This window comes from Robertmurraya mesotrionivorans (assembly GCF_050971805.1).
Taxonomy (GTDB): domain Bacteria; phylum Bacillota; class Bacilli; order Bacillales; family Cytobacillaceae; genus Robertmurraya_A.
Map to the genome: position 1 here is coordinate 343,383 of NZ_JBPCCH010000001.1, position 19,714 is coordinate 363,096.

General features: G+C 37.5%; 25 protein-coding genes. 20 read left to right on the top strand and 5 right to left on the bottom strand.

Translation table 11 applies throughout. The features are described 5' to 3' along the window. Positions 1–7: 7 nt before the first annotated feature. From mtnN to ACRX5O_RS01700, 6 genes are all read left to right on the top strand, one after another. Positions 8–706: a 5'-methylthioadenosine/S-adenosylhomocysteine nucleosidase gene (gene mtnN, locus ACRX5O_RS01675; protein ID WP_433904344.1), complete on the top strand. Its 699-nt coding sequence runs from the start codon at positions 8–10 to the stop codon at positions 704–706. 92 nt (positions 707–798) lie between these two features. Next, a complete protein-coding gene (locus tag ACRX5O_RS01680) occupies positions 799–1,050 on the top strand; it encodes a YrhC family protein (protein ID WP_433904345.1) in 252 nt (83 codons plus the stop codon). 343 nt (positions 1,051–1,393) lie between these two features. After that, positions 1,394–1,534 carry a YrzI family small protein gene (locus ACRX5O_RS01685; protein WP_391560241.1) on the top strand — a complete coding sequence of 47 codons (141 nt, stop codon included), beginning with the start codon at positions 1,394–1,396 and terminating at the stop codon, positions 1,532–1,534. A gap of 565 nt (positions 1,535–2,099) precedes the next feature. Beyond that, entirely contained in the window at positions 2,100–2,825 is a 726-nt protein-coding gene (sigK, locus tag ACRX5O_RS01690) for an RNA polymerase sporulation sigma factor SigK (RefSeq protein ID WP_066049924.1), read from the top strand. 122 nt (positions 2,826–2,947) lie between these two features. Beyond that, complete coding sequence (locus ACRX5O_RS01695; RefSeq protein ID WP_162927791.1) at positions 2,948–3,091, top strand: hypothetical protein; 144 nt, start codon at positions 2,948–2,950, stop codon at positions 3,089–3,091. 107 nt (positions 3,092–3,198) lie between these two features. After that, on the top strand, positions 3,199–4,992 hold the full coding sequence (locus ACRX5O_RS01700; protein ID WP_433904346.1) for a M3 family oligoendopeptidase: 1,794 nt from the start codon (positions 3,199–3,201) through the stop codon (positions 4,990–4,992). 37 nt (positions 4,993–5,029) lie between these two features. On the opposite strand, the gene pssA is transcribed toward ACRX5O_RS01700, so the two are convergent. Next, positions 5,030–5,569, bottom strand: coding sequence for a CDP-diacylglycerol--serine O-phosphatidyltransferase (gene pssA, locus ACRX5O_RS01705; RefSeq protein WP_433904347.1), 540 nt, complete (start codon positions 5,567–5,569; stop codon positions 5,030–5,032). 117 nt (positions 5,570–5,686) lie between these two features. On the opposite strand from pssA, the gene ACRX5O_RS01710 reads away from it, so the two are divergent. Next, positions 5,687–6,472: a phosphatidylserine decarboxylase gene (locus ACRX5O_RS01710; RefSeq protein WP_433904348.1), complete on the top strand. Its 786-nt coding sequence runs from the start codon at positions 5,687–5,689 to the stop codon at positions 6,470–6,472. 44 nt (positions 6,473–6,516) lie between these two features. On the opposite strand, the gene ACRX5O_RS01715 is transcribed toward ACRX5O_RS01710, so the two are convergent. Beyond that, positions 6,517–6,651, bottom strand: a complete 135-nt coding sequence (locus ACRX5O_RS01715; protein ID WP_119709206.1) for a sporulation histidine kinase inhibitor Sda — start codon at positions 6,649–6,651, stop codon at positions 6,517–6,519. 279 nt (positions 6,652–6,930) lie between these two features. Between ACRX5O_RS01715 and ACRX5O_RS01720 the strand changes: the two genes are divergently transcribed. The 8 genes from ACRX5O_RS01720 (at position 6,931) to ACRX5O_RS01755 (ending at position 11,992) form a co-directional block, all read left to right on the top strand. Continuing rightward, a complete protein-coding gene (locus tag ACRX5O_RS01720) occupies positions 6,931–7,446 on the top strand; it encodes a YqeG family HAD IIIA-type phosphatase (protein ID WP_433904349.1) in 516 nt (171 codons plus the stop codon). Continuing rightward, on the top strand, positions 7,434–8,552 hold the full coding sequence (gene yqeH / locus ACRX5O_RS01725) for a ribosome biogenesis GTPase YqeH (RefSeq protein ID WP_433904350.1): 1,119 nt from the start codon (positions 7,434–7,436) through the stop codon (positions 8,550–8,552). Before ACRX5O_RS01720 ends, yqeH begins: the two co-directional genes overlap by 13 nt. A 74-nt stretch (positions 8,553–8,626) precedes the next feature. Then, on the top strand, positions 8,627–9,457 hold the full coding sequence (gene aroE, locus ACRX5O_RS01730) for a shikimate dehydrogenase (protein ID WP_433904351.1): 831 nt from the start codon (positions 8,627–8,629) through the stop codon (positions 9,455–9,457). Between the two features lie 2 nt (positions 9,458–9,459). Then, a complete protein-coding gene (gene yhbY, locus ACRX5O_RS01735; RefSeq protein WP_433904352.1) occupies positions 9,460–9,750 on the top strand; it encodes a ribosome assembly RNA-binding protein YhbY in 291 nt (96 codons plus the stop codon). 15 nt (positions 9,751–9,765) lie between these two features. Beyond that, entirely contained in the window at positions 9,766–10,353 is a 588-nt protein-coding gene (locus ACRX5O_RS01740; protein WP_433904353.1) for a nicotinate-nucleotide adenylyltransferase, read from the top strand. Next, positions 10,322–10,888 carry a bis(5'-nucleosyl)-tetraphosphatase (symmetrical) YqeK gene (gene yqeK, locus ACRX5O_RS01745; RefSeq protein WP_433904354.1) on the top strand — a complete coding sequence of 189 codons (567 nt, stop codon included), beginning with the start codon at positions 10,322–10,324 and terminating at the stop codon, positions 10,886–10,888. Before ACRX5O_RS01740 ends, yqeK begins: the two co-directional genes overlap by 32 nt. Positions 10,889–10,892: 4 nt before the next feature. Continuing rightward, positions 10,893–11,249, top strand: a complete 357-nt coding sequence (rsfS, locus tag ACRX5O_RS01750) for a ribosome silencing factor (protein WP_433904355.1) — start codon at positions 10,893–10,895, stop codon at positions 11,247–11,249. After that, a complete protein-coding gene (locus ACRX5O_RS01755) occupies positions 11,246–11,992 on the top strand; it encodes a class I SAM-dependent DNA methyltransferase (protein WP_433904356.1) in 747 nt (248 codons plus the stop codon). Before rsfS ends, ACRX5O_RS01755 begins: the two co-directional genes overlap by 4 nt. A 54-nt stretch (positions 11,993–12,046) precedes the next feature. On the opposite strand, the gene comER is transcribed toward ACRX5O_RS01755, so the two are convergent. Beyond that, positions 12,047–12,886, bottom strand: coding sequence for a late competence protein ComER (gene comER, locus ACRX5O_RS01760; protein WP_433904357.1), 840 nt, complete (start codon positions 12,884–12,886; stop codon positions 12,047–12,049). Positions 12,887–12,971: 85 nt separating this feature from the next. On the opposite strand from comER, the gene ACRX5O_RS01765 reads away from it, so the two are divergent. The 3 genes from ACRX5O_RS01765 (at position 12,972) to ACRX5O_RS01775 (ending at position 16,523) form a co-directional block, all read left to right on the top strand. Continuing rightward, on the top strand, positions 12,972–13,604 hold the full coding sequence (locus tag ACRX5O_RS01765) for a helix-hairpin-helix domain-containing protein (protein ID WP_433904358.1): 633 nt from the start codon (positions 12,972–12,974) through the stop codon (positions 13,602–13,604). A gap of 66 nt (positions 13,605–13,670) precedes the next feature. After that, positions 13,671–14,168: a ComE operon protein 2 gene (locus ACRX5O_RS01770; protein ID WP_433904359.1), complete on the top strand. Its 498-nt coding sequence runs from the start codon at positions 13,671–13,673 to the stop codon at positions 14,166–14,168. Positions 14,169–14,204: 36 nt separating this feature from the next. Beyond that, positions 14,205–16,523, top strand: coding sequence for a DNA internalization-related competence protein ComEC/Rec2 (locus ACRX5O_RS01775; protein WP_433904360.1), 2,319 nt, complete (start codon positions 14,205–14,207; stop codon positions 16,521–16,523). A gap of 48 nt (positions 16,524–16,571) precedes the next feature. Here ACRX5O_RS01775 and ACRX5O_RS01780 read toward each other — a convergent pair whose 3' ends face one another. Next, on the bottom strand, positions 16,572–16,706 hold the full coding sequence (locus tag ACRX5O_RS01780) for a YqzM family protein (protein ID WP_084361972.1): 135 nt from the start codon (positions 16,704–16,706) through the stop codon (positions 16,572–16,574). Between the two features lie 300 nt (positions 16,707–17,006). Between ACRX5O_RS01780 and holA the strand changes: the two genes are divergently transcribed. Further along, positions 17,007–18,029, top strand: coding sequence for a DNA polymerase III subunit delta (gene holA, locus ACRX5O_RS01785; RefSeq protein ID WP_433904361.1), 1,023 nt, complete (start codon positions 17,007–17,009; stop codon positions 18,027–18,029). Positions 18,030–18,085: 56 nt separating this feature from the next. Here holA and rpsT read toward each other — a convergent pair whose 3' ends face one another. After that, positions 18,086–18,352 carry a 30S ribosomal protein S20 gene (gene rpsT / locus ACRX5O_RS01790; protein ID WP_119709192.1) on the bottom strand — a complete coding sequence of 89 codons (267 nt, stop codon included), beginning with the start codon at positions 18,350–18,352 and terminating at the stop codon, positions 18,086–18,088. A gap of 226 nt (positions 18,353–18,578) precedes the next feature. Here rpsT and gpr point away from each other — a divergent pair, with 226 nt between their 5' ends. After that, the gene (gene gpr, locus ACRX5O_RS01795) at positions 18,579–19,703 is read left to right on the top strand and encodes a GPR endopeptidase (RefSeq protein WP_433904742.1); all 1,125 of its coding nucleotides are present in this window, start codon (positions 18,579–18,581) and stop codon (positions 19,701–19,703) included. The last annotated feature ends 11 nt before the right edge of the window (positions 19,704–19,714 follow it).

A 19,714-nucleotide genomic window follows, 5' to 3' on the forward strand; every position in this document is an offset into this window, starting at 1 on the left:
TTTATAAGTGAAAATCGCAATTATTGGTGCAATGGAAGAAGAAGTAGCTTTACTAAGAGAAAAAATCAGCAATCAGGAACAAGAAACTATTGCAGGATGTGAGTTTACAACAGGTAGTATGGATGGTGCCCAGGTAATCCTATTGCGCTCAGGGATAGGGAAAGTAAACGCAGCAATGTCCACAACGATACTATTAGATAGATTTAAACCTGATTATGTTATTAACACAGGTTCAGCAGGAGGCTTTCATCCTGATTTAAATGTAGGAGATGTTGTTATCTCTTCTGAGGTTCGCCATCACGATGTAGACGTTACAGCATTTGGATATGAGTATGGTCAAGTACCACAGCTTCCTGCAGCGTTTGAGGCCGATTCCGGGCTTGTTGAGATAGCAGAAGCAGCTGCAAAGGAAATTGGTAGTGTGCAAGTTGTGAAAGGATTAATCGCAACGGGCGATTCTTTTATGAATGATCCAAAGCGGGTAGATGCTATCCGTGATAAATTTCTTAATTTACAGGCGGTCGAAATGGAAGCAGCTTCCATTGCCCAAGTTTCCTATCAATTTGGAATTCCATTTGTTATCATTCGTTCATTGTCTGATATCGCTGGAAAAGAATCAGATGTTTCTTTTGAACAATATTTAGAAAAAGCAGCTCTTCATTCAGCTTCTTTGGTTATGAAAATTGTTGAAAAGCTTAAAGGCTGATTGAACTACTTAGAAAAATTGCTATTAATTACATCCTCACTAACACAGCGTTCTATGATAAAGTAGTTTCATAGAACAAGAGAAGGTTGCAGGTGAGTGTAGTGAAAGATAGCAGCACAGGAAAAATGCTTGAAGAGAAAATGATTGACTTTAAAAGGTTTGCGGTTGTTTTACTTGCCGTAGGAAGCTTCTTTTACCTAGGTGTTATCATTCCATCAGGTGAAAAAGTGCTAACCGATTTATATATTATGATGTGCTCATCTATGCTGTTTTTAGCGGGTTCTATTTACTTTTTTACTTTATCGAAGCAAATAAAAACAAAGCTTGATGACATAAATGAATAGAAAGATAGCTCTCAGTCTCCCTGAGGGCTATTTTTTTTTAGAAAATCTTTTTAAAAAAGGGTTTACAGAAATGGTAATAGTGGATATAATTACCACTGTAAGCAATAATTTCTAAAAAGGAGGTCGAGTGAAATGATTAAATTATCTGTAGCAATTGAAAAGAAGACAACTAAATGTTTCACGCATTCGACCATTAGGAATGAATTGCTTAAGTAAGTGTGAACTTAAACTTATGCCATTTCAAGCCGCATGGAGAATGTACTCTTGCGGTTTTTTATATGCCTAAAAGTCGCAGGGGGATCCTTGCGGCTTTTTTGTGTGCAAAAATAAGGAGGTGATAGATATGACCCTGAATATATTATTCTTAACGGTAACGATTAAAAAACGTAACGTGTCAGCTGCTGAATTTGAACGAGCAGAAAAGGCGAAAAAGCAATATGAAGCTACTCGCGATCGTATGCTTTCCATTCAACGATTATTTTAAGGTAAGCTTAATAACAAAACTAAAAAATAAAGAAAGGTGGGAATGAAGATGATTTATTTCATGCAAGATCGTAAGGCAGTTTTATGGGTGGAGAAAGATACCACCTAACGAATTTGTGGTGAGGAGGGGAAATAGATGTTCCTCCGTGTATTGTTGCTATCTCTAGATGTGTATTGCTTAAGAAAACTAAAGAAGAGTTCTTCCCCCGGAGATATCTCTTAGATTTAAGTGACTTAGCGCATTATGAGGGCTTCATAAGTAACAAAATGTTCACATCCTTTCTCCATTTTGCTCTGAAAAATATGGTACATTCGAAGTAACAAAAGGGAGAGAAGGGGTGGTAACATGTTCGCAATCGTTATGGGTTTAATTATATGCGGATCTGTAGGTTGTATAATTGCTGCCGAAGTTTCCGTAGAATAGAAGTTTGAAACACCGACCTCGCTGTCGGTGTTTTTTAATAATCATTTTCTATTTAAATATAATTAAGTGGGACAGACAAATACGACCACCTCTCTTCATAGGTATTAACATGGAGGAAAGTCCTGAAAGTGGGGTGGAATAAATGTCAGGTATATTGACTGCGCTTAGCTATTTAGTAAAGGAAATTGTGTTTTTAGTTTCCTATGTTAAAAATAATGCATTTCCACAACCATTATCATCGGCGGATGAAAAGAAATATTTACGATTAATGGCAGATGGTGATGCTCATGCTCGTAATATGCTTATTGAACATAATCTCCGTCTCGTCGCTCATATCGTCAAAAAATTTGAGAATACGGGGGAAGATTCAGAGGATTTAATCTCCATTGGAACAATTGGATTAATTAAAGCCATTGAAAGCTATTCAGAAGGGAAAGGAACAAAGCTTGCTACGTATGCGGCCCGTTGTATAGAAAACGAAATTCTCATGCATTTACGGGCTTTAAAAAAGACAAAAAAAGATGTGTCCCTTCACGATCCAATTGGTCAGGATAAAGAAGGAAACGAGATCTCATTAATCGATGTCTTGAAGTCAGAATCTGAGGATGTCATTGAAACCATTCAACTAAATATGGAGCTTGAAAAGGTAAAAGAATTTATAGACGTGCTTGATGACAGGGAAAAGGAAGTAATCGTTGGCCGATTTGGTCTCGATTTAAAAAAGGAAAAAACGCAAAGAGAGATTGCAAAAGAATTAGGCATATCAAGAAGCTATGTTTCAAGAATTGAAAAGAGAGCATTAATGAAGATGTTTCATGAATTTTATCGAGCGGAGAAGGAAAAGCGAAAGCGTGATTCTCAAAGTTAGAAAGTAGCAGGCATAGAGCAATCTATGCCTATTTGTATGGAGGAAAGTCCGCACTCGCCTACACCAATATGGACAATGAACATACATTGATTAGTAGGATATAGTGTAAAGGAGGGTAAAAAATGCCATACGGTTATCCTTATCCATATGCTTATCAAGCACCATATTATGGTGGCGGTGGAGTAGCTTTAGCACTGCTTATCGTTTTGTTCGTACTGTTGCTCATATTCGGTGGTTGGTGGTATTTTACTGGTTATCGATATTAATTTTTGGACCCATCATCAAGGTGGGTCTTTCGGTTTTCGAAACTTTCCGTAGAGTTTTCGGAAAAATAAATTTATAATGAAATAGACAATGATTAGGAGGGGTATGGATGACGAAAGGAAGTACTTATTATGATGTATGGGACCTTGACGTGTTTTTTTCAGGGGGAAGTTCTTCTCAAACATTTATTAATCACATACATAGTTCAAAAGAAGATGTTGAAAGGTTTCGAAGTAGGGTAACAGACTGGCAGCCATCAAATAAAATAACAGATCAAGAACAAATTGCAGAAATCGTTGAATTCTTTCAAAGAGTTGCGAAAGAGATCCGCCAGGCAGGGGCATTTGTTAGCTGTTTACATGCACAAAATACAAACGATAAGAAAGTAAGCGGACTTCGTGGACAAGTAACTGAGCTTAGTGCTAGTTTACAAAATGCTCTCACTGGTTTTGATCAAAAATTAACTACTTACGACGATCAAATTTGGGAAGACCTGCTGCAGGTAGAGGATTTACATCAATTGCAGTTTGTGTTGGATGAAAGACGTATCAATGCATTAGAGAGACTTTCTCAGGAAGAAGAAACGATCATTAATGCATTAAGCATTGATGGCTATCATGGATGGGGGCAATTATATGATACCATCGTTGGTACGATAAAAGTTCCGTTTAAAGAAGGAAACGAAACAAAAGAGTTATCAGTTGGGCAGGCAGCCAACAAGTTCTCACATCCTGATCATGCGCTAAGAAAATCCATCTTTGAAGGCTGGGAGGAAACTTGGTCTGAAAAAGCAGAGTATTTGTCAAAAACACTCAACCACCTTGCCGGATTTCGATTAAACACTTATAAGCTTCGCGGATGGGAAGATGTTTTAAAGGAGCCTTTACAAATAAATCGTATGCAGAAGAAAACATTAGATACGATGTGGCAGGTTATTTCCGATGCCAAAGCCCCTTTTGTAACATTTTTAGAGAGAAAAGCGAAGTTACTAGGGAAGGATAGGTTAAGCTGGTATGACTTAGATGCACCCATCGGTCAGGTAGAATCAAAGGTTACTTATGAAGAAGGTGCTGAATTTATTATTGAGCATTTTTCACGCTTTGGAAAAGAAATGACTGGTTTTGCGAGAAAGGCATTTGAACAGAAATGGATTGAAGCTGAAGATCGCCCTGGAAAAGCCCCAGGTGGTTTTCATACCTTTTTCCCTGAGACCAATCAGTCAAGAATATTTATGACGTTCTCAGGAACACCTTCTAATGTTTCAACTCTTGCACATGAATTAGGTCATGGCTTTCATACATATGCGATGAGAGATCAACATTATTTAAATAGAAATTATGCGATGAATGTAGCAGAAACAGCCTCGACCTTTGCAGAGATGATCGTAGCTGATGCTTCTGTCAAACAAGCGAGGAACCCAGAGGAAAAGCTAGCGTTATTAGAAGATAAAATACAGCGTTCAGTAGCATTATTAATGAATATTCACGCTCGTTTTCTATTTGAAACACGCTTCTATGAGGAAAGAAAAAATGGAGTCGTAGGAACAGATCGTTTAAATCAATTAATGAAAGAAGCACAGGAAGAGGCATATGGTGGGGCGCTAGCTGAATACCATCCTTTGTTCTGGGCCTCTAAGCTACATTTCTTTATCACAGGTGTTCCTTTTTATAATTTTCCTTACACATTTGGTTATTTATTCTCTTTAGGAATTTATGCAAAGGCACTAGAAGAAGGGGAAGGCTACGAGGAAAAGTACATTGCTCTGTTAAAGGATACAGCATCTATGACAGTAGAGGAATTAGCTTGGAAGCATTTGAATGTTGATTTAACAAAGCCAGATTTTTGGGAAAAAGCAGTACAACAATGTGTAGCAGATGTTGAGGAATTTTTATCGCTAACTTAAATGAGACAATATAGACACGGGCTTTTTAAGGCTGTGTCTATATTTTTTTTAATTTGAAAGGACTAACCATGAAAAAAGAAAGAATAATAATGAAAAAGAGGAACATCTCTGGAGAAAGGAACGGGAGCAATAGGTAGCTAAAGGTCAATAAGCAGCCAGCAGCTGTAATCGGTAAACCCGTAAAATAGCTTTGATTCTCACTAATATTAAAGCGAGCAAGTCGAAATGCCCCACAGGCGATATAAAAAATCGTAAAGAATGTCCCAGGAAAGTCAAACTCAAATAATATTCCTTGATAAATCAATAGTGCAGGTGCGACACCAAATGATATAATATCACTCATGGAATCTAATTGTTTGCCAAGTTCTGATTCAATATGAAGTTTCCGGGCAACAATTCCATCAAATCGGTCAACGAAAGCGGCAATGAAAATTAATAAAAGGCTCAAATCTAAATTCCCTTTAAGACTCTCAATCACTGCGAATCCACCGAGAAAGAGATTGATGAAAGTTAAAAGATTGGCCGTTTGAATCCTTAATTTTTTGAGCGTTTGATCGAGTACGTTTAATAAAAACAAATATGCCTCACCCCTATATTAAAATGGATAAAAAACATCTTAATTATAAGTAATGATTGGTTATCTTGTTTTATTCGTTTATTGTGTGAGAATTTTCCCATAACGGAGGTCAATCCATTGTTTCAAACCATTTATCGTTTTATGATTGAATTAACCAATGGCAAATGGTCATCATTGCTGTTGAAGAGATTTGCTACATCAAATATGAGTCGTTATGTCGTTCCTCACTTCTCAAGAATCTATCAAATCAATACGGAGGAAATGGAAGGAGATCTCAAGGATTTATCCACACTTCATGATTTCTTTATACGAAAGCTGAGGAAAGGGAGTAGACCGATTGATCAGGATGTGCAAGCTGTTACTAGTCCAGTGGATGCCGTACTTGAGGAAGTTGGACCTATTTCAGAACAGAAATTGATTGAAGTGAAGGGGAAAACATACTCGATTGCAGAGATGCTAGGTAATGATGCACTTTTACAGAAATACATACATGGTACCTTCATGGTTTTGTACTTAAGCCCGAGTCATTACCATCGAATTCATAGTCCTGTAGCTGGAAGTGTTACAGCCAGTTGGACACTCGGAAAGAAATCATATCCAGTCAATTCTCTTGGGTTAAAGTATGGGAAAAGTACACTTTCGAAAAATTATCGGACAGTGACCGAAATTCAGCATCAGACGGGTCATATAGCAGTGGTGAAGGTGGGAGCCATGTTCGTGAACTCCATAGAAGTTACACATGAGAATGAACATTTAGAAAAAGGGCAGGAACTTGCGTATTTTACATTTGGATCAACGGTCGTCTTATTGTTTGAGAAAGACTCCATTAAATCAACATTAGAAAAATCGCTTCCATTTCCTATTAAAGTGGGGGAAAGAATTGCGTTATTAAAAGAGACATGATATTGTTTTGTGAGCGCAAAGAAAAAAGCCCAACATAGGGCTTATTAGACAATGATTTTGTGAGTTAATGAACGACGGTGAATTTCTGTCTCGATTAGATAGATAAAATCTTTGCTTAGTTGTAGTTCTCTTGCTTTAAAATACGATTCAACAAGCAAGTCATCCGATAATTTACGCAATGGAAATCACACCTTTCTTTTCTTGAGAATGGTTCTACTGCATAGTGATTCATCATAAAATGTAGGCTATGTAGCTGTACTCCTACTCTATCAAAATTAACAAAACAGAACAACCGTTCTGTTATCCACAAGTTGTGGTGGATAACTTGTGATTAATTTGTTTATAAGAGAGTAATTCCTTTTTATGACAGTGTGAGTTTTGTGCATAAAGTTATCCACAGTGTTGAAGGAACGTGAAATTTGTCGAAAAATTTTCATTAATTTAATGAGGTGTAAGAAATGCTTAAAAAATTTTTGCCAGATCAGCATGTCAAAAGTATTTTTGAAATTACTCCTGAAAGTCTAAAAGAAAAGGGAGTAAAGGCGATCATAACTGATTTAGATAACACTCTTGTCGAATGGGATCGGCCAAATGCAACACCGAACCTTATCAAATGGTTTGAGGAAATGAAAAAACACAATATTATAGTGACCATTGTGTCTAATAATAATGAAGGAAGAGTAAAAGCTTTTTCTGATCCGCTGAATATTCCTTTTATTTTTCAAGCTCGTAAGCCGATGGCAAGAGCCTTTAAAAAGGCTATGAAGCAAATGGGAACATCTAAGGATGAAACGGTGGTTATCGGAGACCAGCTACTTACAGATGTTCTGGGTGGTAATCGCAGCGGGTTACACACCATTCTTGTTGTACCTGTTGCTTCAACAGATGGATTTGTAACAAAGTTTAATCGACTAGTTGAGCGGAGAATACTGAATTGGTTCCGTAAAAAAGGAATGATTGTATGGGAGGATTAAGTTTGAGTGAACAGTTTTCGTGTATAGGCTGTGGGGTAAATATCCAAACAGAGGATAAGGAGGCTTTAGGCTATGCGCCTCCATCTGCGCTTGAAAAGGAAATTATTATTTGCCAACGCTGCTTTCGTTTAAAACACTATAATGAGATTCAGGATGTTAGTTTAACAGATGACGACTTTCTAAAAATATTGAATGGATTATCCCAGACGGATGCACTTATTGTAAAAATTGTCGATATTTTTGACTTTAACGGCAGCTGGTTACCAGGGTTACACCGTTTTGTTGGGAAGAACAAAATCCTGCTAGTTGGAAATAAAGTGGACCTTCTGCCCCATTCTGTAAAGCCAAATAAAGTCATTCAATGGATGAAGAGAGAAGCAAAAAAACTGGGTTTGCATCCAGAAGATGTGTTTTTAGTGAGTGCACATAAAGGTCAATTTGTTCGTGAAGTAGCGGAAGCAATCGACGAGTATCGAAATGGCAAGGATGTGTATGTAGTTGGTTGTACAAATGTTGGGAAATCAACATTTATTAACCGTATTCTTAAAGAAGTATCGGGAGAAGGGGATGTAATTACCACTTCTCATTTCCCAGGAACGACTCTTGATATTATTGAGATTCCGCTTTCTGACGGTAAGCATCTCATTGATACACCAGGAATCATCAATCACCACCAAATGGCTCATTTTGTGAGTAAACAGGATTTGAAAATTATTACTCCAAAAAAGGAAATAAAGCCAAAAGTCTTTCAATTGAACGAAGGACAAACTTTATTTTTCGGAGGACTTGCGAGATTTGATTTTATTAGTGGGGGAAGACAATCATTTGTTTGTCATTTTTCTAATGAAATTAATATTCATCGTACAAAACTTGATCATGCCGATGAGTTATATAAAAAGCATGTGGGTGACATGCTCTCACCCCCAAGAACAGATGAATTGGAGGAATTTCCACCACTCGTTCGCCATGAATTTATGATTAAAGAAGAAAAGACAGATATCGTGTTTTCCGGTCTGGGCTGGATAACGGTAAACGAACCAGGTGTGAAGATTGCAGCGTATGTCCCTAAGGGTGTTCATGCAATGATCAGAAAATCACTTATATAATTTAGCTATTTGAGTAAATCAGCTTGATCAACCTCATGAAGTACTCTAGGCTACAACAAGGGAGAGGAATTTTTTTGAAAAAGCTGTATGCGGTAATAGGGGATCCAATCGCTCATTCTATGTCGCCTGCCATGCACAATGATTTATTTGGCTTTTATGATATAGACGCTCATTATCAAGCGCTTCATGTGAGAAAAGGAGACTTACAGAAAGCGGTCCTAGGGTTAAAAGCGATTCAAATTAGTGGGTTTAATGTGACTGTTCCACATAAGGTCGATATCCTTCCGATGCTTGATCGCTTAGATCCTTTAGCAAAAGCAATCGGTGCAGTTAATACAGTTGTAAATGAGGATGGCGAATTTGTTGGTTACAACACGGATGGGGAAGGATCAGTAAAAGGAATTATGAATATTATTCCAGATCTTTTCAACCACCGAATTCTCATTGTTGGAGCCGGTGGGGCTGCAAGAGCTATTTATTTTACTTTAGCTTCAATGGGGATTAAAAATATAGATGTTACCAATCGTACGAGTGAAAAAGCAGAAGAATTAATCGCTCAATGTCCATATACAGTTAACTCCAGCGTATTAATGCGTGAGGAAGCTGAGAACTTGTTGGGTGATTATGATATTATCATACAAACAACATCGATTGGTATGGCACCGGATGTAGAATGCCAACCGCTCTCTTTACATAACTTAAAAGAAAATAGTTTTGTAAGTGATATTATATACAACCCACTTGAAACTCTATTTTTGCGTTCTGCAAAAGAAAAAGGGGCTCGTACGCAAAATGGAATTGATATGTTCGTTCTTCAAGGAGCATTAGCATTTAATAAATGGACTGGAATTTTCCCGGACCAAAAAAGAATGGAAAAATTGGTTTTAAACCGATTAGGAGGATAAGGATGTTAACTGGTAAGCAGAAAAGATTTTTACGTTCGAAAGCACATCATCTAAACCCTATTTTTCAAGTAGGTAAAGGTGGAGTGAACGATAATATGATTAAACAAATCAATGAGGCATTAGAGGTTAGGGAGCTTCTGAAGGTAAGTGTGTTACAGAATTGTGATGAGGACAAGGACGAAGTAGCAGATAAGTTAGCGTCAGCATGTAAGGCAGAGCTTGTTCAAGTAATTGGATCAACCATTGTTCTATATAAAGAGTCTGAGGAAAATAAACAAATACAGCTTCCTTAACCAGAGGGGGTCCTTATGAAGAAAATTGGAATTTTAGGGGGAACCTTTGATCCGCCCCACAATGGACACCTGCTTATTGCAAACGAGGTATTAGAATTCTTAGGGCTAAATGAAATATGGTTTTTACCTAATTCAAAGCCACCGCATAAATCAACAAGCGGGACGAGCACGATCGATCGAGTGACTATGCTTGAAAAGGCAATAAGTAATCATGCTCATTTTAAAGTTGAAAAGATAGAGTTGGAGCGGAGTGGTCCGTCCTATACGTATGACACGATGAAACTTCTGCAAGAAAAAAATGATGGGACAGAGTTTTATTTTATTATCGGGGCAGATATGGTTGAATATTTACCAAAATGGTACAAGATTGATGATTTAATGAAACTTGTTACTTTTGTCGGAGTGCAAAGACCAGAACACGTATTGCAGACAAGTTATCCGGTTATCTTTTTAGATATTCCGGAATTTGCCGTCTCTTCTAGTTTAATAAGAGAAAGAGTAAAGAATGGGAATACTATTCATTATCTTACCCCTGACTCCGTCATACAATATATAAAGGAGCATCAGTTATATGGATCGATCGAAAGCGTTAGAGATTGTTAAAGAGCAATTAACCGACCATCGTTATCAGCATACACTAGGGGTAGAAGAAACAGCGTTAAAGCTAGCAAAAAAATATGGAGCAAATGAGAAACAAGCGGAGTTGGCAGCGATCTTTCATGATTATGCTAAGTTTCGTCCAAAGGAAGAGATGGAGCAAATCATCCTTCGTGAAAAAATGCCAGAGGAACTGCTTTCCTATAACAGCGAACTTTGGCATGCTCCAGTTGGCGCCTATTTAGTGGAGAATGAAGTCGGTATTCATGATCATGAAGTACTAGAGGCAATTCGTTACCACACTTCTGGTAGGCCGCACATGTCATTGCTTGAAAAAATAATTTATGTGGCTGATTACATTGAGCCAGGAAGGCATTTTCCAGGTGTCGATGAGGTCAGAGAGGTAGCGGATAAGAATTTGAATGAAGCATTGTTACTTTCCATTCAAAATTCAATCATTTTCTTAATAAAAAAGAAACGAGCAGTTTTTCCGTTAACGCTCCAAACGTATAACTATTTCATTCATTTAAAGGAGGACTGATTGGATGACCAATCGTCAATTATTAGAAACATCAGTAAAGGCTGCTGATGATAAGCGCGCAGAGGATATTGTTGTATTAAATATGCAGGGCATTTCACTAATCTCTGATTACTTTATTATTTGCCACGGAAACTCTGATAAGCAGGTTCAAGCGATTGCCAGAGAAATGAAGGAAAAGGCAATGGAAAATGGCTATATGGTAAAGAGAATGGAAGGCTTCGACGAGGCAAGATGGATCCTTCTTGATTTAGGGGATGTGGTGGCTCATATATTCCATAAAGACGAAAGAAGTTACTATAACCTCGAGCGATTATGGGGTGATGCACCAATAGAAAATATGGAAAGTGTTCTCACTCAATGACGTATGGGAAATTTGCCTACCTTTATGATGAATTAATGAAGGATGTACCGTATGATGAATGGGTTTCTATCGTAACGGAAAAATGGAGCAAGTATGAGTGTAAGGGAAAAAAACTATTAGATTTAGCCTGTGGTACAGGTGAGTTATCTGTACGCTTTGCGAAAGCTGGATTCGAAGTAACAGGTGTCGATTTATCAGCGGACATGCTTACAGTCGCTCAGATGAAAGCAGCGACTAACGGGCTAAAGCTTCCTTTGTATCAACAAAATATGGTTGAACTCGACTTATATGAGAGTTTCGATGTGATCGGGATATTTTGTGATTCTTTAAATTATCTACAGACGGAAGAAGAAGTTATTGAAACGTTTGCGAAAATTTTTGACTTACTTGATGAGGATGGATTTTTTATATTTGATGTCCACTCTGTTCATAAGATCATGAATATATTTATGAATCAAACGTTTACCCATGATGAGGAGGATATTTGCTATATTTGGAATTGTTTTCAAGGAGACTATCCTCTTAGCATTGAACATGAGCTTACATTTTTTGTCCAGGATGATGAAAGCGGGAAATATGACCGTTATGATGAGTTTCATAGTCAGAGAACATTCCCGATAGAAGTGTATAAAAATTGGTTAGAAGCAAGTGGCTTATATGTAACAGATATCTTCTCTGATTTTATGGACGATTTATCTTCCGAGGCAGAAAGAATCTTTTTTATCGCTAAAAAGCATGCATGAGAAAAAGGCTGATTGAAAATAATCAGCCTTTTTTTTATATTGTTGCAGGAATCATTATTTCTTTAGAGAATTATTTAAAGGGAACTGTTTTTGTGATTCAATCAGATCTTCTTCGAATTTTGTATGAGTCGCTTGAAATAAGTGCTCAAACACATCTCCAAGCTCTGCATCCAACACTTTAATTCCTTCCCACGTTACTCCGCCCTTAACACAAACTTTTTGTTGTAGGGTTGGAAGTGTGTAAAATCCTTTTCGAAGCAATTCCCCAAGCCCTATTAACATTTCACTAGCAAGTGTCGTTGCAGTTGCTTCATCTATTTTTGTTTCTGCTACTGCTGCATTAATAAATCTTTGTGTTAAGTAACTGAAAAATGCTGGTCCACAACTAACGATATCTGAGCCTACTCTTGTAATATCTTCGTTAATGGAGACCGGTGTGGAAATTGCTTCAAACAGCTGAAGTAGCTTATCCTTCCATTCCCCTGTACAGCTATCACCAAACGTTAGTAGAGATACACCTGCTAGTGCCCGGTTGGTAATACTTGGTATAGCTCTCGCCACCGAACAGTCTACCACTGATTCAATTTGATTAACACTTATAGGACTAGTGATGGAAACAACACATTTCTCTGGGAGTAAAAATGGTTTAATTTCCATTAATACCTTTTGGATGTCTTTTGGTTTTATGCATAAGAAAATGACATCTGATACTCTTGCTACGCTTTTAGCATCAGAAAGTACGGCGACGTCATTATACACTGCTTTTATATTCATTGCTTTACTAAGCGTTCGATTTGTCACATTCATAAAAGAAGGGGAAATGGCTTTTCCATCAATAAGTGCCTCAATTAATATCCTCCCCATATTCCCTGTACCAATCACTCCGATTTTCAATGTACTTCCCTCCTTCACAAAGCAAGCATTCTCATATAAAAGTATGTAAATAAATTTGTGAATATGCCAAGAAAGGAATAACAAGATGATTGACTCTGTAAAGAAATATAAATGGTTTATTGTTGGGTCTTGTGTTATCGCCATTGGAATGCTAATTTATGCTCGCGGTTTTGTAAACGACAATGAGGAGGAAAATAAATGGACGATTCCAAGTGAGGAAGAACAAGATCCGGAAGTGCCCGAAGAAAAGTTTGTTCAGGAACCGGATGTAAAGAATTTAGTAGATGTAAAAGGAGCAGTAGAAAATCCAGGTGTGTACGAAGTGATGCTGGATGAAAGGGTAATCGATGTTATCGAAAAGGCTGGAGGATTAAAGGAAGGAGCGGATGAGACAAAAATTAACTTTGCTGGGCGGGTAACAGATGAAATGGTTTTGTATATTCCTTTAATAGGAGAAGAAGGAGAAAATATGATTGTGTCTGCCGGTGCTAGTTCTACCTCTACCTCTACTAGTCAAGGAGAAGGCAAAATCAATATTAATAAGGCTACTTCTGATGAATTGCAAAATCTCCCTGGAATTGGACCGTCTAAAGCGGATGCGATTATAGCGTATCGTGAAGAAAACGGATTATTTCAAACGATTGATGATTTGAAGCTTGTTACTGGGATTGGTGATAAGACATTTGAGAAGCTGCAGGATCAGATCATCGTAAAATAACAGCATTGACTAAAATCGACAATTTCCCTTAGACTAGTAGAAAATGAGAAATCTGGAGTGGGGAATATGAGCAACCATCGTTTAACTTGGGATCAATACTTTATGCTAAATGCGCATCTGATAAGTATGAGAAGCACATGTAATCGACTGAATGTAGGTTCGGTATTGGTAAAGAATAATCGAATCATTTCAACTGGCTATAATGGGGGAATTAGTGGAGATGATCACTGCCTTGATGCGGGCTGTTACGTCGTTGATAATCACTGTCTTCGCTGTTTGCATGCCGAAGAAAATGCGATCCTTCAGTGTGCACTTGAAGGAGTTTCCACAAAGGGAAGTCAAATCTATGTGACTCATTTTCCTTGTATACATTGTATGAAAAAGATCCTACAAGCGGGTATTACAAAAATTTATTACACGCATGATTATAAAAATCATGAATATTGCTATCATCTTCTCCGCATAAGCAATGTGGAAGCAATAAAGCTAGAAATGGATATTGAAAATGAGCTTAACAATAAAAACGATAACTCAGGGCATTTAAGTTGGAATTTTCAAGAATAATATACCTTGATTCAAACACGATCCGGGGGTGATATCTTGCAAGGAAGTTGGATCTATTTTGCAATTGCTTCTTTACTTGCTCTGGTTATTGCTTTTCAGACCCAAGTTGTTGTCAAGGTCTCACTCTTTTTATTTTTGATCTTATTTTTGTATTATAAGCGGTTCTCAAAAAGAAAAGTTTATACCATCTTGTTGATTGTCCTTGTTTTCTATACGAAGGCAAGGATTGATATAAACAGAAATGAATCTGTTTTTCATGGGAGTGAGACCCAGTTTGCTGTTTCGTTTCAAGATGAAGTAACGCTTAATGGGAGTCTACTAAGTGGTTATGCAAAGGATATAACCGGAGAAAAGCTATTAATTAAATACCGAATGAAGTCCGAAAAGGAAAAGTCCAGTTTTAATGAGGAAAGACTCCTCGGATATTCTTGTCAGTTAAAAGGTAGCTTAAAAACAGTGAATGGACAAACTAATCCTAATGCCTTTGATTACCAATCTTACTTAAATCATCAACAAATTCATTGGCAGTTAGTTGTTGATCAATGGGGGGATTGTTACGAACATGATGGACCTATTCTTCTTGTGAAAAAGCAAAGGCAAAGGGCAATCGCATTATTGGAATCTTATTTTCCAGAGTCCGTCGCTTCCTTAGCCAGTGCACTGCTGTTTGGAGAGAGACAGATACTCGATCCATCCTTAGAGAAAGCGTATCAAAAACTCGGAATCATCCATTTATTAGCTATTTCTGGAGCAAATGTTGCTCTTTACGTAAGCATCATCCATTATATTGGTGTGCGTTTAGGAGTGACAAGAGAACGCGTGATTGTCGTCCTTCTTCTCTATTTACCAATCTTTACTTATCTGTCAGGAGCCTCTCCTCCCGTGTTTCGAGCAGCGATGATGATGTTTCTTTTTTTGTTCCTTCGGCTTGTATCACAGTCAAAATTGGCCAGTCTAGATATTTGCAGTATCGTATTCATGGTTTATGCATTTCTTTCACCTTATCTCCTTTTTGATGTTGGGTATCAGCTGTCCTTTAGTGTGACCTTCTCATTACTTCTTTCCACCAAAGGATTATTAAAGCCTTCTAAATTCCTCTTAATAAAAGCGTCATTTATTTCTCAGCTAAGTTCTCTCCCTATCGTCCTCTATCATTTTTATGAATTTTCTTTGTTGTCATTGTTGGCAAACCTCGTTTATATTCCCGTTTTCTCTATAATCATAAACCCTGTTTTTATCACTCTGTTTTTTCTGTTATTCATTTTGGGGGAACATGTCTCATTTTTGATAAAACCAGTGGATTTTGTCATTACCTTAATGAACCGATTAACCGTTGGGCTAGCATCGTTTCCGTACCAAACAGTCACAATTGGCCGGCCTTACGTTTGGATCATACTTGTCCTGATATGCTCTATTGTCTATTTACTCTACAAATGGGAGACAGGTAAGACAAGGAAAAGCCAACTGATTTCAATCCTTCCTTTGTTATTTACCCTCACTTCCTCCTATTGCATGTCACATTATTCTTTCTCAGGACAAATCACGTTTGTTGATGTTGGGCAAGGAGACAGTATCGTTATTCAAAACGGTTTTCATAATAAAACGTATGTGATTGACACGGGAGGAACTATGTCTTTTCATGAGGAGGGATGGGAAAAGCCAAGAAATCCTTTTGAAGTTGGAAATGATATTCTCGTCCCCTTTTTAAAAGGAAAAGGGGTAAGTACAATCGATAAGTTAATATTGACTCATGGAGATATGGATCATATTGGTGGAGCAAAGTCTGTTCTCGAAACAATAAGAGTGAAAGAATTAATCCTTCCTTATGTTTCGAATCGTTCTAATTTGGAAAATGAAATCATTCATTTAGCTAAAGAAAAGAAAACTACTGTCATATTTGTGAAAAACGGAATGAGTTGGAATGAAAATGGGTCCTCCTTTAAAATCGTTAATCCAATTATTGAACAAGAGGATAGAAACGATAATTCAGTCGTTATTCATGTGAAAATAGGAGGGTTATTCTGGTTGTTTACAGGAGATTTAGGAGAACAAGGAGAAGAAAGGTTATTGAGAGAGTATCCTACCTTACCAGTGGATGTTTTAAAAATAGGACATCATGGCAGCAAAAGCTCTACATCTGCTACTCTTCTTCAGGCCTATCAGCCGAAAGTCGCGGTGATATCTGTTGGGATGACCAACCGATTTGGGCATCCACATCAAGAAGTTTTGGATCGGTTAGAGGAAAGAAATATAAAAATTTTCCGTACTGATACAGATGGTGCAATTAGTTACACTTTTCAGAATGGGATAGGAACCTTTTCTAAACATATCCCATATGATGTAACAAACCCATAAAAAAGAGACTGCAATAGCAGTCTCCTTATGTTTTATGTAGCAGAACCATTATGCCCCTACGAGTTTAATGACAGTTGCAATGATAAATAAAGTTGCAAAAAAACCGAAGGAAACGATGAACCCTACACCAGAATCAACAGCGTCATTACGTTTACTTTGCACATTTTTCTCAAATTCGTTCACAACTACCCCTCCTAATCAATCTTAGTATAAGCGATTTCATAAAAAAAATCTACCGATCCTCTTGTTTCTTTTCCTTGCTTGTCAGTGATTGTCACAAATACTTTTTAGATGTACGGTAACAATAATGTATACAACGGGGGTTATCGCTGTAAAAGGAGTATCCTAGGCCTCTTTTTTCAGCGTTTCTATAGATGGGAATTGGTCAGGAGATTGATCAATTCCCTTTAAAATGCTTGTCAAATCCTTGATCCTTCATTAGGATAAATAAGTAACCTATTTTCCTGAACGGAGCGAGGAAAAGTGATTTTTGATTTATGGAAGCAAATTAAGAGGAAAGAATTTTCTCCTATTTACGTTTTGTATGGAACAGAATCGTTTCTAATAAATGAAACAAAGCAGCTTTTTATACAAAATGTTTTGGGTGAAGATGAAAGTGATTTTAATCTATCCACCTATGATTTAGAAGAAATACCGATTGAAGTGGCTTTAGAGGATGCCGAAACAATCCCATTCTTAGGGGATAAAAGGCTGATATTTTTAAATAACCCAGGTTTCTTAACTGCTGAAAAAACGAAGGACAAAGTGGAACATCAGCTAGGAAGACTAGAACAATACATGAAGGAGCCGTCCCCTTATTCGATTGTTGTGATGGTAGCGCCATATGAAAAGCTAGACGAACGAAAAAAGCTAACAAAGGAATTAAAGAGAACAGCTGTAGTAGCAGAAGCAAAGAAACTTGGGGAACACGAACTAAAGAACTGGATTGTCCAAAGAGCAAAGACAAATGGAACAAGCATAGATGATGAGGCAGTAGAGCGGATGCTTGCATTAGCTGGGACCAATCTATTTTTATTAACCTCAGAGGTGGACAAGCTTAGCTTATATTGCAATGAGACAAAACAAATTGATGCCGAAACAGTAGAGAAGCTCGTGTCACGCTCACTTGAACAAAATATTTTTACACTCGTTGATAAAGTGGTGCATCGAAAAGTAGACGAGGCATTACGTATTTATTATGATTTGTTGAGGCAAAATGAAGAGCCGCTAAAAATATTAGCGATTATTGCAGGTCAGTTCCGGTTAATTTACCAGGTAAAGGAATTAGCAAGACGTGGATACGGTCAACAACAAATGGGAGGGTATTTGAAAGTACATCCATTCCGTGTGAAACTAGCTGCAGGTCAAGCAGTGCAATTTAGTGATGAAGAGCTGACGAAAATTATGAAAATGTTAGCAGACGCTGATTATCAAGCGAAGACAGGTGGAATGAACAAGGAGCTTCTTATTGAAATGTTCTTATTTCATTTACATTCTAGTTCATAAATCAAAAAAAGCTAGATCCGATAAGGATCTAGCTTTTTATCTATGTTTAGCAAAAATTAAGAGTTTAATGAGTTTAATTTCTTCATTAAACGAGACTTTTTGCGAGCAGCAGCATTTTTATGGATAAGACCCTTTGCTGCAGCTTTGTCAAGTTTACTTGCAGCAAGAGCATAGCTCTCTTGTGCAGTAGTAGCGTCACCGTTTACGATAGCTGATTCTACTTTCTTAACAGCCGTACGTGTTGCAGATTTCACCATCGTGTTACGTGCATTACGCTCTTCGCTTGTTTTCACGCGCTTGATTGCAGATTTAATATTTGGCATTCTTTTCACCTCCTACAAAGCATCGAGATTATATACTCGACTATCACCATTCATTAATTTACGTAAATTAAGAACAAAACACATTTTATCATTCGGTGCATACTATTGCAATACTTTTCAATGGAAATATATCAGCCGATATCCAATGGTTTGAATGGTTTCATATAGAAAAGGAAATAATAGTTGCTAGTTTATTATCTAATTTGACGAAAGAGAGGGGCTTATGATGAAAGAATCAATAGATTTAAGTAGATATTCCATCCGTACCGATTTGGCAGTAGAGGCAAGGGAGATGGTGATTGCAAGCAGGGGGGGGAATGTAACAGATGCACAAGATCTCTCAAATATAAATGGTGTGGTTATTAAAGAAAAAGAAGAGAACGGCATTAAGCTATCGCTAGTAGAAGTGTCGAAGGAAGGAGAGAAAGAGCTAAATAAAAAAGCAGGAAAGTATTTAACCATCGAAGTTCAAGGGATTAGACAGCAGGACACAGATTTACAAAAAAAGGTTGAAGAAACGTTTGCGAGAGAATTCTCCCATTTTTTAAGTGGATTAGGAATAAATAAAGATGCCTCCTGCCTTGTAGTTGGATTAGGAAATTGGAATGTTACTCCTGATGCCCTTGGTCCACAGGTGTGTGAAAATCTATTAGTTACGAGACATTTATATCAATTAAGTCCTGAGAGTGTGGACGAAGGCTATCGTCCAGTAAGTGCGTTAGCTCCTGGTGTTATGGGCTTAACAGGTATAGAAACAAGTGACATTATTATGGGAGTGGTTGAGAAAACAAAACCTGATTTTGTTATCGCTATTGATGCGTTAGCTTCGCGATCCATTGAGAGGGTCAATTCAACGGTTCAGATATCAAATACAGGAATACATCCAGGATCTGGGGTAGGAAATAAGCGTAAGGAGCTTAGTGAAGAAACATTAGGAATACCTGTTATCGCAGTGGGCGTGCCAACGGTGGTTGATGCGGTTTCCATTACAAGTGATACGATTGATTTTATTTTAAAGCATTTTGGACGGGAGTTAAAAGAAGGAAATCGACCTTCTAGGGCATTAGCGCCAGCAGGAATGACGTTTGGTGAGAAGAAGAAATTGACTGACGAAGATATGCCTGAAGAACATCACCGAAATACATTTCTTGGAATGATTGGCACTTTAGAAGAAGAAGAAAAAAGAAGATTGATTCATGAAGTATTATCCCCGCTTGGACATAACTTAATGGTAACGCCAAAGGAAGTGGATGTATTTATTGAAGATATGTCCAATTTAATTGCAAATGGACTAAATGCTGCTTTGCATGATGCTGTAAATCAAGATAATGCAGGTTTCTATACAAGATAGAGTTCGTCCAA